The 15,628-nt window shown below is 68.3% G+C and carries 14 protein-coding genes; 8 read left to right on the top strand and 6 right to left on the bottom strand.

The features are described 5' to 3' along the window. Positions 1-98: 98 nt before the first annotated feature. From V7E09_RS10040 to murQ, 3 genes are all read right to left on the bottom strand, one after another. Positions 99-1,136 (bottom strand): MupG family TIM beta-alpha barrel fold protein, encoded by a 1,038-nt coding sequence (locus V7E09_RS10040; protein ID WP_324523333.1) that lies wholly within the window; start codon positions 1,134-1,136, stop codon positions 99-101. Positions 1,137-1,208: 72 nt separating this feature from the next. Beyond that, on the bottom strand, positions 1,209-2,696 hold the full coding sequence (locus V7E09_RS10045) for a PTS transporter subunit EIIC (protein WP_324511435.1): 1,488 nt from the start codon (positions 2,694-2,696) through the stop codon (positions 1,209-1,211). Positions 2,697-2,740: 44 nt separating this feature from the next. After that, positions 2,741-3,643: an N-acetylmuramic acid 6-phosphate etherase gene (gene murQ, locus V7E09_RS10050; protein WP_442956870.1), complete on the bottom strand. Its 903-nt coding sequence runs from the start codon at positions 3,641-3,643 to the stop codon at positions 2,741-2,743. Positions 3,644-3,739: 96 nt separating this feature from the next. Here murQ and V7E09_RS10055 point away from each other — a divergent pair, with 96 nt between their 5' ends. Beyond that, the gene (locus tag V7E09_RS10055) at positions 3,740-4,597 is read left to right on the top strand and encodes a MurR/RpiR family transcriptional regulator (protein WP_324511433.1); all 858 of its coding nucleotides are present in this window, start codon (positions 3,740-3,742) and stop codon (positions 4,595-4,597) included. 5 nt (positions 4,598-4,602) lie between these two features. Here V7E09_RS10055 and V7E09_RS10060 read toward each other — a convergent pair whose 3' ends face one another. Then, a complete protein-coding gene (locus V7E09_RS10060) occupies positions 4,603-5,421 on the bottom strand; it encodes an inositol monophosphatase family protein (protein WP_324511432.1) in 819 nt (272 codons plus the stop codon). A gap of 203 nt (positions 5,422-5,624) precedes the next feature. Here V7E09_RS10060 and V7E09_RS10065 point away from each other — a divergent pair, with 203 nt between their 5' ends. Genes V7E09_RS10065 through V7E09_RS10075 form a run of 3 tightly spaced genes read left to right on the top strand, consistent with a single transcriptional unit; the run spans position 5,625 to position 8,178 of the window. Then, entirely contained in the window at positions 5,625-6,440 is an 816-nt protein-coding gene (locus V7E09_RS10065; protein WP_324511431.1) for an ABC transporter substrate-binding protein, read from the top strand. Between the two features lie 60 nt (positions 6,441-6,500). After that, positions 6,501-7,319: an amino acid ABC transporter permease gene (locus tag V7E09_RS10070; RefSeq protein ID WP_324511430.1), complete on the top strand. Its 819-nt coding sequence runs from the start codon at positions 6,501-6,503 to the stop codon at positions 7,317-7,319. Position 7,320: 1 nt separating this feature from the next. Next, a complete protein-coding gene (locus tag V7E09_RS10075) occupies positions 7,321-8,178 on the top strand; it encodes an amino acid ABC transporter ATP-binding protein (RefSeq protein ID WP_324511429.1) in 858 nt (285 codons plus the stop codon). A gap of 31 nt (positions 8,179-8,209) precedes the next feature. On the opposite strand, the gene V7E09_RS10080 is transcribed toward V7E09_RS10075, so the two are convergent. Beyond that, positions 8,210-8,743, bottom strand: coding sequence for a DedA family protein (locus tag V7E09_RS10080; protein ID WP_324511428.1), 534 nt, complete (start codon positions 8,741-8,743; stop codon positions 8,210-8,212). After that, positions 8,740-10,059, bottom strand: a complete 1,320-nt coding sequence (locus V7E09_RS10085) for an acyltransferase (RefSeq protein WP_324523334.1) — start codon at positions 10,057-10,059, stop codon at positions 8,740-8,742. The genes V7E09_RS10080 and V7E09_RS10085 overlap by 4 nt, the downstream gene beginning before the upstream one ends. Positions 10,060-10,211: 152 nt before the next feature. Here V7E09_RS10085 and V7E09_RS10090 point away from each other — a divergent pair, with 152 nt between their 5' ends. The 4 genes from V7E09_RS10090 to V7E09_RS10105 form a co-directional block, all read left to right on the top strand. Beyond that, positions 10,212-11,147, top strand: coding sequence for an AEC family transporter (locus V7E09_RS10090; protein WP_324511426.1), 936 nt, complete (start codon positions 10,212-10,214; stop codon positions 11,145-11,147). A gap of 93 nt (positions 11,148-11,240) precedes the next feature. Further along, on the top strand, positions 11,241-13,622 hold the full coding sequence (locus V7E09_RS10095) for a phosphoketolase family protein (RefSeq protein ID WP_324511425.1): 2,382 nt from the start codon (positions 11,241-11,243) through the stop codon (positions 13,620-13,622). 10 nt (positions 13,623-13,632) lie between these two features. Beyond that, complete coding sequence (locus V7E09_RS10100; protein WP_324511424.1) at positions 13,633-14,028, top strand: pyridoxamine 5'-phosphate oxidase family protein; 396 nt, start codon at positions 13,633-13,635, stop codon at positions 14,026-14,028. A gap of 83 nt (positions 14,029-14,111) precedes the next feature. Continuing rightward, positions 14,112-15,628: S9 family peptidase (locus tag V7E09_RS10105; protein ID WP_324523335.1), on the top strand; the 1,517-nt coding region annotated here is incomplete at its 3' end.

Consider the following 15,628-nt stretch of genomic DNA (forward strand, 5'->3'; position numbering starts at 1 on the left):
GTTGTTCCGTATCGATACGTCGGCCATGACGCTCCTTCGGTTCGCTGTGCCGACGTGGTCAGTCGGCGATGCCCCGAGTCTAGGCGTCCGGGCTGGGATCAGTTCGTGGCGAGGAAGCGCACCTGACGGGTGAGCCGCAGCCGATCGACCAGGCCTCGGTAGGGGGCTGCGATGTCGGCGATGCGCGCCTGTCGTGGGTCCAAAGGTGCGTTGCGCAGCATGAGGTGGACTTCACCGGCGTACCTGCCGTAGGCGTCCAGATCCATCTGGACGCTTCCGCGCTCGCGGGTATCGGCGTTGACCCATGCGGGCGGAGGCGTCAGCCCGCGGGTTCCTTCGAGCCGTTCGGACAGGCCGGTTTGTTCGATGCGAACCGTCCAGGATTGCTCCAGCAACGGGGCGGCGGAGGGGGAGAGCCCGGTGAGGGGGACGGTCATCTCCCCGGTCCTCTCGAAGTGCTCGATCCAGGCCAGGTGCTGGGGATGCGGCACGCCCTCGGCGAAGACGCGTTGTGCGGTCGGGAAGGCGTGCGCGAGGTGAAGGTACGTCACGTAGGCGTTGCGGTGACGGTGTTCCTCCAGCATCGGCAGCCCCAGGTGCAAGGGCGCGCGGAAGGTCCGTTCACCCGGCAAGAAGACGAACACATCGAGTCCGCGCGCCTCGAACAGGGCGTTCTGGGCGTGCACGAACTCGACGGTGAGCCCGGTCTCGGGTCGCGGGTAGTAGTTGTGCCAGCCCACGAGATCGATGCCGGCGAGCGCGTCGAGGTCGGCGTCGGTGACGGTGGACGCATTGAGCGCGACCCGGAATCCACCTCGGGCAGCGATGCGCGCGATCTGGTCGGTGTCGAAGCCGAAGTCGATCCGCACCCAGCGCACCCCGGCTTCGTGGAGTTGTCCGATGTCGTCGAGGTCCAGGCCCAAACGCTGCAGGGTGAGCGGAGAGATGTCTGCGCAGAAGGTGAGACCCTCGCGGGCGTGCAACGCGCGCAGTTCGTCGAGGAAGGCGCTGAGCCGCGTCGCCTCAGGGATGTGGAGCGAGGTGAACAGGGCGTGTTCGCGGGAGTGATCGCGAGCGGCGGCCACGACGGCGTCGCGCACCTCGGGCGGGTCAGTGGGGTAGAGCGAGAACAGCATCGGGGTTCCTTCCGCGGACGTGAGGAGCGGGTGGGGTGGGCCGCCTGAGCGACCCACCCCCGTAGCCGGGACTCAGCCGAGACGCTCGACCATCTTCTCCTTGAAGCCGAAGAAGTAGGTGAGCACGAATCCCATGACGATGGCGATCCCGAGGCCGCCCAGGTACCAGAACCAGTGCCCGGGGGTGATGACGCCGGTCATGAACAGCCCTGACAGGCCCAGCGACTGGGCGCCGAAGCTGCCTCCTTGCTGCATCCCCCAGGCGATGAAGGCGCCGCCGAAACCTGCCCCGAGGCAGGCGGTGATGAACGGGTAGATCAGCGGCAGCGAGACGCCGTAGATGAGCGGCTCGCCGATCCCGAGTAGACCCAGCGGGAGGGCGCTCTTGATGATGGTGCGCAGCTTCTTGCTCTTGGTCTTGAGCCACACGGCGATCGCCATACCGTCTTGTCCGCCGCCGGCCATGGCCAGGATCGGGAGCAGTTCGGTGTAGCCGTGATCGGCGATGAGCTGGGCGTGGAGCGGCGTGAGCCCCTGATGGACACCCAGCATCACCATGGGCAGGAACAGGCTGGACATCAGGAAGCCGCCGATGACGCCACCCTGCTTGAGCCCGAAGTCGACCAGCAGCCAGGTGAGCCCCTGCATGAGGAGGGCGGACAGCGGCATGATGATGATGACCGCGGCGACCGCGCCCAGCATCACGGTGAGGGCCGGGATGACGAACAGTTCGAAGGACGCCGGGATGACCTTGCGCAGTTGCTTCTCGATCATGGTGAACGCCCAGGCCGTCACCATGACGCCGATCACGCCGCCGAGCCCTGGGCTGAGCTGTCCGAACAGCGGGAGGACGAGAGGCTGAGCGGCGGTGGTGATGGATCCATCAGCGCCCTTCACCGCCGCGATGCCGGCCAGGGCCGTCATGTAGGGGACACCGCCTGCGATGAAGCCCAGGACCGGGGTTCCACCGAACTCCTTGGCGGTGTTGTGGCCCACGATGAAGTTCAGGGCGCCGGTGACGATGGCGCCCAGTGCGGCGAAGGCGAGGAACCACGGGTTCTTGACGATGGTGGGGTCGGCGAGCTTCCAGAAGTTCGCGATGGAGGCGATGATGCCGCCCGCCACGAAGCCCGGGATGATGGGGATGAAGATGTTCCCGATGTGCCGGAACACGGCGTGCACCCCCGTGTTCTGCCGGGCCTTGACCTTGGCGCGGGTCTCGGTGGCCACGTCGCGGACACGATCACCGCCGCCCAAGAGCGACGCGACGGCGTCGGGCTCCTCCTCGTTGTCTTCGTCGTAGCTGACGTGTGCTGCGTTGCTGACGGCCGCGAACGCCTGGTCGAGGCGGTCGGCATGTCCGGGGCCCACCACGATCTGGACCTGCGGCCCGGGCACCACCCCCAAGACGCCGTCGAGCTGCTTGATGCGGTCGACATCGACGGCATCGGGGTCGGCCACATTCAGCCGGAGCCGGGTCATGCAGTGGGTGAACGACTCGATGTTGTCGTTCCCCCCGGCCGCGGACAAAATGTCACGGCTGAGGGCGTTGTAGTCCATGGCGATCTCCTTCGGGTTCTTATCTCGGTGGACGGTGAGGTGCTTCAGGGGCGGCCGACGGCCCCGCGGACGAATCCGTGGTGGTCGGTCAGGCGCTGGCCGGCCTGGGCGGCGTCGACGCCGCACAGGATCATGACGATGGCGGTCTTGGCGTGGTTGTCGGCGGCGGCGAGGGCGTCCGCGGCCGCCTCGCGGGTGCAGCCGGTGGCGGCCATCACGATGCGCTGGGCGCGGTCGCGGAGTTTCACGTTGGTGGGGGCCACGTCGACCATGAGGTTGCCGAAGACTTTGCCCAGGCCGACCATCGTGGCGGTGGAGATCATGTTGAGCACCATCTTCTGGCTCGTGCCCGCCTTGAGCCGGGTCGAGCCGGTGAGGACTTCGGGGCCGTTGTCGACCTCGATCGCCACGTCGGCGTGGTCACTGATCGCGGCGTGCGGGTTGCAGGACAGCGCTGCGGTGGCGGCACCGACGCTGCGTGCGTGGTCGAGCGCTCCGATCACGTAGGGCGTGCGTCCGGAGGCGGCGATGCCGATCACGACATCGTCGGCGTTGACACCGAGGGCGAGGAGGTCGGCGACGCCGAGTTCGGCAGAGTCTTCGGCTCCCTCGACCGCCTCGAACATGGCGGTGTTGCCGCCTGCGAGCACGCCGACGACCTGACCGGGGCTGGTGCCGAAGGTGGGCGGGCACTCGGCCGCGTCGAGGACGCCGAGCCGGCCGCTGGTTCCGGCTCCGCAGTAGAGCAGCCGACCGCCGCGGCCGAGTCGTTGCGTGGCCACGGTGACGATCTCGGCGATCGCGGGGAGTGTCGCGGCGACCGCGTCCGCGACCGCGTGATCTTCGGTGTTCATGAGGGTGACCAGGGCGAGGGGGGTGAGGGCGTCGAGGTCGGCCGAGTCGGGATTGCGCGCTTCCGTCGTGGGGGCGGTGATGCCTGCGTCGATCATGCGAAGCATCATTACACACTAAACCTGATTCGTGAAGCGTTGTAACACGATCGACTTCGGGCCACACTGGGGGTACCCGAGGAGGAGACGACGATGGACATCCTGGGCCGGATCAGCGCCACCAAGGAACACCTGCGACCCGCCGAGCAGGCAGTCGCGGCGGCCATCCTGGCCGATCCCGAGGCCGCCAGTTCGGCCACCGTCGCATCGTTGGCGGCCGAGGCGGCCGTCAGTCAGGCGAGCGTCGTCCGCCTCGCTCATTCCCTGGGGTTCACCGGCTTTCCCGATCTGCGCGTCTCGCTCACCCAGGAACTCACCCGACGCACCCTGGAGAGGGAGCAGTCCGGGCTCTCCCACGGTCGCATCGACGGGCGCGACGAGCCCGGTGAGGTCATCGGCAAGCTGGCCTTCCATGAGGCGCGCACCCTCGAACAGACCGGGCGCCTCATCGACGTGGACGGGCTGGTGCAGGTCGCCGACGCCATCGCGGAGGGCAGGCCGACCTTGCTGCTCGGGGTGGGAGCCAGCGCGCTGGCCGCCAGCGACCTGAACCAGAAGCTGCAGCGCATCGGCCTGGTCAGCGTGTTCTCCACCGACACCCACATGCAGCTTTCCCTCGCAGCCCTCGCCGACCCCGCCTCCGTCGTGATCGCCTTCTCCTTCTCGGGGCGTACCGCGGAAGTGCACCGCGGCATGGAGTTGGCTCGGCAGCACGGCTCGCTGCTCGTCGCCGTCACCGGAGATCCCGAGTCGCCGATCGGGCGAGCCGCCGACGTCGTGCTGGCCATCAGCGCCCGCGAGGATGAGTTGCGGGTCGCGGCGCTGGCGAGCAGGATGGCGCAACTCGCCGTGGTCGACTTCCTGTTCGTCCTCACGGCCCAGCGCCGTGGTAGCGACCTCGACGCGCTCCTGAGCCAGACGCGCGAGGCGGTCCGCGGGCAGCGCCTGTGACGGCCTCAGCCGATGAGCCGCTCCAGTGCATCGAGAATCTCCGGGCGTCCGGCGAGCAGCAGATCCTTCCCCGGTAGCGCACCGTCTCGGCCCCGAACCGTCACTCCGGCCCGGTCGGCGATCAGCCAGCCGGCCGCCATGTCCCACGGGTTGAGGCCGCGCTCGTAGTAGGCGTCGTGGCGTCCCAGCGCGACCGAGCACAACTCCAGGGCGGCCGAACCGTGACGGCGGATGTCACGCACCGCGGGGAGGACCCGGGTCAGGATCTCCGCCTGCTCGGCGCGGACCTCCGCGCGATAGCTGAATCCGGTCGCGACCAGGGTCTGCCCCAGGTCGGCGGCGGGCTCGGCGCGCAGGACGTGCTCGTGTCCGGCGAGTACCCCGACGGCCGGGCCGTCGGCGGTCGCGAAGAACAGCTCATCGTGATCGGGCTGGTAGACACAGCCAGCGATGGGACGGAACGCTCCGCGTGGGTCGCCCAGGACGGCAGCCACGCTCACGCTGTACTCCGGGACACCGTAGAGATAGTTCACGGTGCCGTCGATGGGATCGATCAGCCAGGAGATGCCCGTGGTCCCCTCGTTGTAGGCTCCTTCCTCGCCCAGCAGCCCATCGTCCGGGCGAGCCGCCCGCACCAACGAACTGGCCAGTTCTTCTGAGCGCCGGTCCATCACGGTCACCACGTCGACGGGGGAGCTTTTCGTCGCGGCGACCCCCAGGTGCTCGGGGCGCTCGGCGTGGATCAGACGGCCGCAGGCCACAGCGATGTCACGGGCGAGGGCGAGCAGGGGAGCGGTGTCGGGCAGCGCGGTGGTCGATTCCATACGTCCACCCTGGCACGGCTCCGGACCGGCCCCGTTGGTGCCCGCCCCATGTACGAACGGTCCAGCATGTGGGCGAGGAGCGCTCGCAGGATGGCGAGCGGTCGGACGCGGTTGTAACACGTTGGTGACGCCGCGGCGCTAGCGTAGGGCACCGAGCCTGGGGAGATGAGAAGATTCCCCATCGTCGTCCCTGGGAGGAACCCATGAAGAAGCCCTATGTCGCCGTCGCGCTGGTCGCCGCCTCGGCGCTCGCCCTGAGCGCGTGTGCCAACAACTCTGGCGCGGCCAGCACGTCGAGCAGCACGGCCGCCGGCGGCGTCTCGCTGGTGAGCCCGGGCAACCTGACCGTGTGCACGCACCTGTCGTACAAGCCGTTCCAGTTCACCGAGGGCGGCACGATCGTGGGCTTCGACGTCGACGTCATGGACCTGGTCGCCAAGAAGCTGGGCGTCACCCAGCAGGTCATCGACATCGAGTTCGGGCAGATCACCTCCGGGGCGGTCTTCACGGCCAAGAAGTGCGATGTGGGCGCCGCAGCGATCACCATCACCCCCGAGCGGGAACAGGCCGCTCCGTTCTCCGACCCGTACTTCGCCTCCAAGCAGGCGCTGCTGGTCAAGGCGGACTCTTCGGTGACGAGCCTGGCCGATATGAAAGACAAGGTCCTGGCAGTGCAGACGGACACCTCGGGGCAGACCTACGCCGAGGAGCACGCCGGCGAGTTCGGCTTCAGCACCAAGGTGTTCGACGACATGCCGACCGGCTCGAACGCTGTGCTCGCCGGTACCGTGGACGGTTCGCTGAACGACAACGGCGTCCTGCTGGACTTCGCACGCGAGAACCCGACCACCAAGGTCGTTGAGGAGATCGACACCAACGAGCACTACGGGTTCAACGTCTCCAAGGACAATCCTGCGCTCTTGACGGCCATCAACGAGGTCCTGAAGGAGTCCAAGGCCGACGGGAGCTTCAACACCATCTACAAGAAGTGGTTCGGGGTGGACGCGCCCACCGCGTGAGGCCCCCGGGTGCCGGGGCGAGTCCCCGGCACCCACCCCTTCCAGGCAGTGAGGTAGTCGATGAGCACGCAAACCGCCACTCCCGCGCGACGCCGGATGTCGCCGCGCAAGCGGGCCAGGATGGTCCGTCTGGCGCAGTACGCCGTCCTGGTCGCCGTGATCCTCTGGCTCGTGGTCACGATGGACGCCCGCCAGGTCCAATCCGTGTTCCTGCGCCCGGACCTCGTGGGAGAGACGCTGCTGGGCATCCCGCGGCATCTGCTCAACACCATCATCTACACGGCGGGGGCGTTCGTCGTCGGCCTGCTGCTGGGCACCGTGCTCGCTTTGATGCGGCTCTCCCAGGTCGCGCCGTACCGGTGGATCGCCGGCATCTACATCGAGTTCTTCCGCGGCGTCCCGGCGATCATCGTCCTTCTCGCCTTCGGGCTGCTGCCCATCGCGTTCCCCGGGCTGCGATTCCCGTTCGACCCGTACGGCACCGTGTGGGCCGCGCTCGGCATGGTCTCAGGCGCCTACATGGCGGAGACGATTCGGGCCGGCATCCAAGCGGTGCCGAAGGGGCAGGTCGAGGCCGCCCGCAGTCTCGGGATGCCGTCCGGCACGTCAATGTTCCGCATCGTCTTGCCGCAGGCGTTCCGCATCATCACCCCGCCGCTGACCAACGAACTGATCCTGCTCACCAAGGATTCGTCGTTGGTGTACGTGCTCGGGCTGACCACCGCGGCCTTCGAACTGACCAAGTTCGGCCGCGACCTGTCCAACAGCAACGGCAACCTGACCCCGCTGGTCGTGGCCGGGTTCTGCTATCTGCTGATCACCCTGCCGCTGACGTTCCTGGTGCGGTGGATGGAAGCCAAGCAGAAGAAGGCGCGCTGAGATGACCCAGACGAGCACGGCATCCCGGATCCCGACCGGGCGACGCGAGGACGAGATCCAGGTCTACGACCTGCACAAGAGCTTCGGGGAACGCGAGGTACTCAAGGGCATCAGCCTCACCGTGCATCAAGGTGAGGTGGTGTGCGTCATCGGCCCCTCAGGATCGGGCAAGTCGACGCTGCTGCGCTGTGTCAACCTGCTGGAGACGCCCACCGGCGGGCGGATCTTCATCATGAACGAGGAGATCACCGACCCCGACGCCGACGTCGACGCCATCCGCAGTCAGATGGGCATGGTGTTCCAGCAGTTCAATCTGTTCCCGCACCTGACCGTGCTGGACAACTGCACCATCGGCCAGACCGTGGTGAAGAAGATCGACAAGGCCAAGGCGGAGAAGATCGCTCGCGGCTACCTGGAGCAGGTGGGTCTGGGAGACCGGGGCGACGCCTACCCGGCACAGTTGTCGGGGGGCCAGCAGCAGCGGGTCGCCATCGCACGCGCCCTCGCCATGGACGTGGAGATGGTGTTGTTCGATGAGCCCACCTCGGCGCTGGATCCTGAACTGGTCGGCGACGTCCTGGGCGTCATGCGCAACCTGGCCCAGGAGGGTATGACGATGATGGTCGTTACCCATGAGATGGCCTTCGCGCGCGAGGTCGCCGATCGGGTCATCTTCATGGACGACGGCGTCATCGTGGAGGAAGGACACCCCGATCAGGTGATCGGGAACCCGCAGCATGAACGCACCCGCGCCTTCCTGCAGCGCGTCCTGGATCCGACGCATGTGCCGGAGCAGGCGGCGGAGAACGAGGCTGAGCCGGAGGCGGAGGAACGGCGCCGCCGGTCACGGCTGTTCTGACCGGGTGCCCCTGGCGAGACGCCTCACCTCATCACTGGGACGCCGGTCCCTCGGCCTGCTGGACGGGGGTGGCCTCGTCCGGGGCGGATGCGGGCGTACGACGGGCGACTCGGACGCGCCAGGCGATGAAGGTGGCAAGCCCGAGAGCGGCGAGGACGCCCAGGGAGACTGCCGCCACGGGGTTGCGTTCCCACAACAGCGCCAGCGCCTCGAAGCCCGCGAACCCGACGGTTCCATAGATGAAGGCCCACAGGATGCAGCCCAGAGAGACGGCCGGGAGGTAACGGCGCAGGGGCATGGCGGTGGCGCCGGAGGCGAGGTTAACGAGGGTCTGGAAGCCGATGGTGAGGAAGGACACGGTCACCAGCGGCGGCCCCCAGGAGGTCAGTTTGTCCACCGCACGCGCGTACCCGGGCGTCGTCATCACGCGGGCGAGGCGGGTGTGGAGCGCGCCTCGTTGCAGGAGGCGGCCGACCCAATAGGTGCCGTTGGCCCGGAACATCACGATGACGAAGAGGGCGCCGACCACCACGAGGTAGGGGGCATCCCACGTCATCGGGTTCATGTGCGCTCGTCTCCTTCGTCGCGGACGCGGAAGGGGTTCCGGCCCGTGCGGTGCGCGGCTTGGGTGCGATCGGCGGCGTGTCCCATCAGCCAGGACCCGAGCCAGATGAGGATCACCCCCAGCGACGACCCCACCCTGGTCGGGTGGAGCACGGTGCCATACTGCCAGACCAGCAATGTGCCCAGAACCAAGGTGCCGTAGGCCATGATCGCCCCCGCAGTGTCCTGGGAGGGTCCCAGCGGGGGGATCATGCGCAGTTCGAGGCGGCCCAGCAGCGGGACGACGGCCGCGACCACCGCGAGGGCGGAGATCGCGAGCAGGGGCGGTGAGAGCAGGATGGGTGCCAGCGCGGGGGCGAGCGCGGACAGCAGGAGCAAGCCCACCCCGGCCACGGCGATGCAGGGGATGTGCCACAGGTAGACGCTCACCATGACGGCATTGAGGATGCCGATGAGCCGCTCGGCCTTCGGGGAGAGCCGAGCCAGCCAGCCTGAACGCTCCACGAGCGCGAGCAGACCGCATTGCGCCAAAGCCAGGGACGCCATCGCGAGTGTGGGCGGCTGCAGGTTGGCGAACGGGATGTCGGCAAACCCGACCGAGGTGGGCGGATATCCGGCCACGAAGACGAGAAGCAGCACCCCAGCGGTGCCGAGGGCGATCGCCGCGGGGGCGGCCCATCGCGCTCCCGCACGCCACCAGCCGCGCTGGTAGGCGATGCCGAACTGGTGCACCAGCGGCCACACGACGATCATGTTGAGGTTGCGGATCTCGGGCCGGCCTACCTGGAACGACCAGGCGTCGACGGCCGCAGCCACCATGGCGAGGGCGATCATCGGCCATACCCCGAAGGCATCGTGAAGGCGGACCAGCACCGGCGCCGCCGCCACGATCACCAGGTAGACGGTGATGAACCACAGCAACTGCATGAGTTGCCTGCTGAGTTCGGTGGCCGGACCGAGCCAGCCCAGCCAGGCGGCCGCCGTCGACACCAGGGCGCAGAACGTCACGAACACGGACAGCGGACCGACGAGCCGATGTCCGCGACCCGCCAGGTAGTGCCCCAAGCCGGTGCCCTGCCGGTGCATGCGATCCACGGTGAGCGCGTTGGCGAACCCGCCCGCCACGAAGAACAGCGGCATGATCATCAGCACCCACGTCAGCGGGTACAGCCAGGAGGGTGCCGCCCACGGGATGAGGTTGACCTCGCCGTCCACGACGCGAATCCGATACAGCAGGGTGTGGAAGACCACCACGACGATGACCGACAGGGCGCGCGCCACGTCGATGACGTGATTGCGTTGCTTGCCCGGGTTCACCGCGTCATCCTAAGGCAGCCGAAGCGGTGTGCTGGGCCGCGTTCGGGGGACGCCCCCTGGGACGCTTTCGGGCGACCGCGGCCGTGGCAACCGTGGGCGTCCGGCTGGCAACCGGCGGTCTGGTAGGGGTGCAGGCGGGTTAGGCTCGCGACGTGGCAGGCGCGCTAGGGGGCATCTCGACGATCTGGATCGTGATCGGGGTCGGCTGGCTCATCGCCCACCTCGGCATGGTCAACACCCCGGGACGGCGCCTGATGTCCATGCTGGCCTTCTCGGTCGGCTCGCCCGCTCTGCTGTTCGCCATGGTGTCGCGCGCCTCCTTGGACCACCTGTTCTCCGCGACGGTCATCGTGAGCGCGCTCGCGATCGTGGTGACCGGCGGTGTGGCGATCGTCCTAGCGCGGTTCGTGTTCCGCGGTGGTGTGGGCGACGGCGTCATCACCTTCATGGCGTCGGCCTACACCAATGCCGCCAACTTCGGCCTCCCGGTGGCGATCGCCCTGCTGGGAGACGCCACCTGGATGGCCCCGATCCTGCTGATGCAGGTCGCCTTCTTGATGCCGGTCTGCCTGGCGATCCTCGACAGCCAGGCAGCCAGGGCCTCGGGCACGAAGCTCTCGGTTGGACGCTATCTGGTGTTGCCGTTTCGCAACCCGATCACGATCGGCATCCTGCTCGGGCTGGCGTGCAATCTCGCCGGCGTCCAACTGCCCGACTGGGTGATGCGGCCGGTGGACATGATCGGCGACATCTCCGTCCCGCTCATGCTGCTGGCCTTCGGCGTGTCGCTGCGGCTGGATCCGCTGCCCGGACGGGGCGAACACCAGGCGCAGACGTGGACGGTCGTCGCTTTAAAGACACTCGGGCATCCGCTGGTCGCCTGGGGGATCGGCACCGCGTTCGGGCTCAGTGGCCCGGAACTGTATGCGGTCGTGGTGCTGGGTGCACTGCCGGCGGCCCAGAACGTGCACGTCATCGCGACGCGGTATCACCAAAGTGAACTGGTGGCCCGCGATGCCGTGTTCTGGTCCACCATCGCCTCGGTGGGGACCCTGCTGGGCATCGCCGCGCTGCTGGGCGGACACTGAGCGGCGGCGAGCGCTTTCCCCTTTGCCGACAACCGCTACCAACCCAGGTTCCCGAGCGGCATCGACGACAGCGCTCCCGGTAGGGTCAGGGCCATGGCAGTCCAGCTACCCAGCCTTGACGAATCAGAACTCGCCGCCATTGACGCGTGGTGGCGGGCCAACAACTACCTCACGGTCGGCCAGATCTACCTCATGGCCAACCCGCTGCTGCGCGAGCCGCTGCGCGCCGAGCACATCAAGCCCCGCCTGCTGGGCCACTGGGGCACCAGCCCGGGCCTGGCGTTCGTGTGGGCGCACCTGTCACGGCTCATCAAGCGGACCGGGCAGAAGACCCTGTACGTCACCGGCCCCGGGCACGGTGGGCCCGCGATCGTCGGCGCGTCCTATCTTGAGGGCACCTACACCGACGCGTTCCCTCAGGTCACGCAGGACGAGCCGGGCATCTTGCGCCTGTTTCGTCAGTTCTCCGCCCCCGGCGGCATCCCCTCGCATGCCTCGGTGACGACCCCCGGGTCGATCCATGAGGGTGGCGAGCTGGGGTATGCGCTGATCCACGCCTTCGGGTCCGTCTTCGACAACCCCGATCTGCTCACCGTGGCCGTCGTCGGCGACGGGGAGGCTGAAACCGGTCCGCTGGAGGGTTCCTGGAAGGGCATCTCCTTCGTGAACCCCGAGCGCGACGGTGCCGTCTTGCCCGTGCTCCACCTCAACGGCGGCAAGATCGCCGCCCCGACCGTGCTCTCCCGTAAGCCGCGGGAGGAGGTGCGCGAGCTCTTCGAGGGTCACGGCTACGAGGTCATCGAGGTGGAGGGGCATGACACCCCCGGCATGCACTACCGCTTCGCCGATGCCCTGGCGCAGGCCTACGCGAAGATCACCGCCATCCAGGAGGCCGCGCGCGGCGGGGAATGGGATGGCAAGCGCCCCCACTGGCCGATGATCATCCTGCGTTCTCCGAAGGGCTGGACCGGTCCCCATGAGGTGGACGGCACGCTCATGGAGGGCACGTGGCGGGCGCACCAGGTGCCGCTGTCGGGGATCAAGTCCAACCCGGAGCATCTCGCACTGCTGGAGCAGTGGCTGCGTTCCTACCGGCCCGAGGAACTGTTCGACTCCGCGGGAGCTCCGAGCGAACTGGTGCGTTCGGCGAACCCGGTGGAGGTGGACCTGACCATGTCGGGGACGCCGTTCGCCAACGGGGGACGCCTCATGACGCCCCTGGACCTGCCGGACTTCCGCGACATGGCCGTTCCCGTCCAGGAGCGGGCCGCCGAACGGCTGGAGTCCACCCGCAAGCTCGGCGAGCTGATGGAGGAGATCTACCGGCGCAACCCGGAGTCCTTCCGGCTGTACTGCCCTGACGAGACCAACTCCAACCGTCTCGGGGCGGTGTTCGGCGCCTCCGATCGTGCGTGGATGGAGGCGGTCACCTCCGACGATGAGAAGCTCAGCCGCGACGGGCGCGTGATGGAGGTGCTCAGCGAGCACAACTGTCACGGGTGGCTGGAGGCCTACAACCTCACCGGACGGCATGGGCTGTTCGCCACCTACGAGGCCTTCGCCATGGTGTCGGCGTCGCAGACCATCCAGCACGGCAAGTGGCTCCAGGAGGCCGATGAGCTTCCCTGGCGGGCGTCCATCCCCAGCCTCAACATCCTGCTCAGCTCGACCGCGTGGCGCAACGATCACAACGGCTTCAGCCATCAGGGCCCCGGCATGCTGCAGTTGCTGCTCAACATGGGCTCGAAGGTGGCTCGGGTCTACCTGCCGCCGGACGCCAACACGCTGCTCTCGGTGGCCGACCACTGCTTCCGCTCCACCGATTACGTCAACCTCATCGTGCAGGACAAGCAGCCGCAGCCACAGTGGCTGACGATGGAGGAGGCGATCGAGCACTGCACCCGCGGCGCGTCCATCTGGGAGTGGGCGGGCAACGAGGAGGGTTTCGGCCCCGGCGACCCGGACATCGTGCTGGCCTGCGCGGGCGACGTCATGACGATGGAGACGGTCGCGGCCGCCGAGATCCTCAAGGCGAAGCTGCCGGCGATGCGCACCCGCGTGGTGAACGTGGTGGACCTGATGACGCTGCGGCGCCCCAAGGATCACCCGCACGGCATGAGCGAGACGTACTTCCGGGAGCTGTTCACCGACACCAAGGACGTGGTGTTCGCGTTCCACGGCTACCCGGGTGGCATCCACCAGCTCATGCACGGTCGTCCCGACGCCGACCGGTTCCGCGTCCGCGGCTTCATCGAGCAGGGCACGACCACGACGCCGTTCGACATGGTGGTGCGCAACCGCGCGTCGCGCTACCACCTGGTGATCGACGCCATCAACAACGCCAAGTCGCTGCCCAAGGGGGCCGAGGACCTCAAACTGTGGTGCGAGGCTCAACTGCAGCGTCACCACGACTACATCCGTGAGCACCTGGAGGACATGCCTGAGGTGCGCGACTGGCGGCTGGGGGAACTGTAAGCTTCCCCACGTGATTCCTGGCTACTTCGTGACGATCGACGCCGACGAGTGTCTGCGCCTGCTGGGCGAGGGCAGCATCGGACGCGTCGCGTGGGCGTCCTCGCGTGGGCTGCAGGTCCTGCCGGTCAGCTACACCCTGATCGGGAATGCGGTCGTCTTCACCATCGCCGAGGGCACGATTCTCGGCGAGCTGACGGAGCCGGTTGACGTGGCGTTCGAGGTTGATGACCTCGAACTGTCCACGTCGACCGGCTGGTCGGTGATGGCGCAGGGACGGACCACCGCGTTTGCCGGTGACCTCGAAGCCCTACGTAGCCTGCCGTGGGTCGCTGGCCACAAGGACGTCCCGGTGGCCATCGAGCTCGGTTTCCTCGCCGGCCGTTCGGTGTCGGCCGACGCTCCCTGAGTTCACACCGCGCCGTGTCGAGTACTGGCGAAACGATGACGCGCGCCTGCAGCTGAGCATCCGCGTGGGAAGGAAGGCGTCCCATGGACCTGACCGCTCCCGACGTTGGGGGGACCCGGCCGTCCTACCCCGACACCCGCCGCGATGACAGCGTGGAGGTGCTGCACGGTGTCGAGGTGGCCGACCACTATCGCTGGCTGGAGGATCCCGATGATCCCGAAGTGGTGGCCTGGGCGGCCCGGCAGCAACGCCTCACCGAGGACACCCTCGGCGGTGTGAAGAGCCGACCGTGGTTCGACGCGGCTCTCACGGCCCAGACGACCCGTCCGCGAGCCGGCATGCCCGTGTGGCGGGAGGGGCACTACCTGATCTCCCGCAACGACGGCACCCAGCCTCAGCCGATCTGGTACCGGGCCGACACCTTGGAGGACCTTCTCGCGGGCGGGGAAGTCCTGCTGGATCCCCAGGCGTGGGACACCGCCGGAACCGCGTCTGTCTCGGGGCTGGCCCTCTCTCGCGATGGCGCGCGGCTGGCGTACGCGCGCAACGACGCCGGTTCGGACTGGCAGAGCATCCACGTGCGGGACCTGACGACCGGGCAAGAGATCGGGACGCCGATCACCGCAAAGTTCACGGCCCCGACCTGGCTTCCCGACGGGCGCTCCCTGCTCTACACGACGTTCGACCATGGCGCGCAGGTCCGCGGCACCGACACCACGGGACTGGGTTCGGCCCGGCTGATGGTCAGGCGCGAGGACGGCAGCGACGAGGCGTTCCTGAGCTTCCCCGAGGAGCCACAGGCGATGGCTCACGGCCAGGTGAGCGCCGATGGCACTCACCTGATCGTCAGCATCGTGACCGGCACCGAACGGGTCAATCGGGTGTGGGTCTACCCGTTGGTCACGGCGGGAGACCGCACGACGTGGGGCGAGCCGATCAAGGTCGTCGATGTCGCCGAGGCGACCTACGATCCGATTCGACTCGACGACGGCACTCTGACGCTGCTGACCGACGCCGACGCGCCGATGGGGCGCGTCGTGAGCGTCGACCTCGGGTGGGCGGCCCGCGGAGACGTCCAGTTCGCCGAGGTCGTCCCCGAGACGCGCGCCACCCTCGCGGGGGCGGTCGCCGCCGGTGCGGGCTTGCTCTTGGACTACCTCGACGACGCGTCGGCGGCGGTCCTCTATGTCCACCGGGACGGCTCCGGCGGCGTCGAGGTCGATGTGCCGAGCGGTGCCCTGGTGGGCCTGGACGGCCGGCCGGGCCGGACGGAGGCGTTCGCCGCGCTGAGCACCCTGAGCACGCCGTCGACCTCGTTCCGGCTGATCCTGCCGCAGACGCCGGGGGAGGACGTGGTCGTGGAGCGACTGGAGTTGCTCCCCGCCGGCGGTGAGCCGGCCGAACCGGCCTACACCCCGCAGCGGCGGCGCGCCCGCAGCGCCGACGGGACGCTGGTGCCGTACTTCCTGGCCGTGCCGAAGGACGGCCGCGCGGGCCCACGCCCGACGCTGCTGTACGGGTACGGCGGGTTCAAGATCCCGGTGTTGGCCGACTATCGGCCGGGCTGGGCTGCCTGGCTCCAGGCCGGGGGAGCGCTCGC

Source organism: Propioniciclava sp., from assembly GCF_036744435.1.
GTDB lineage: Bacteria > Actinomycetota > Actinomycetes > Propionibacteriales > Propionibacteriaceae > Propioniciclava.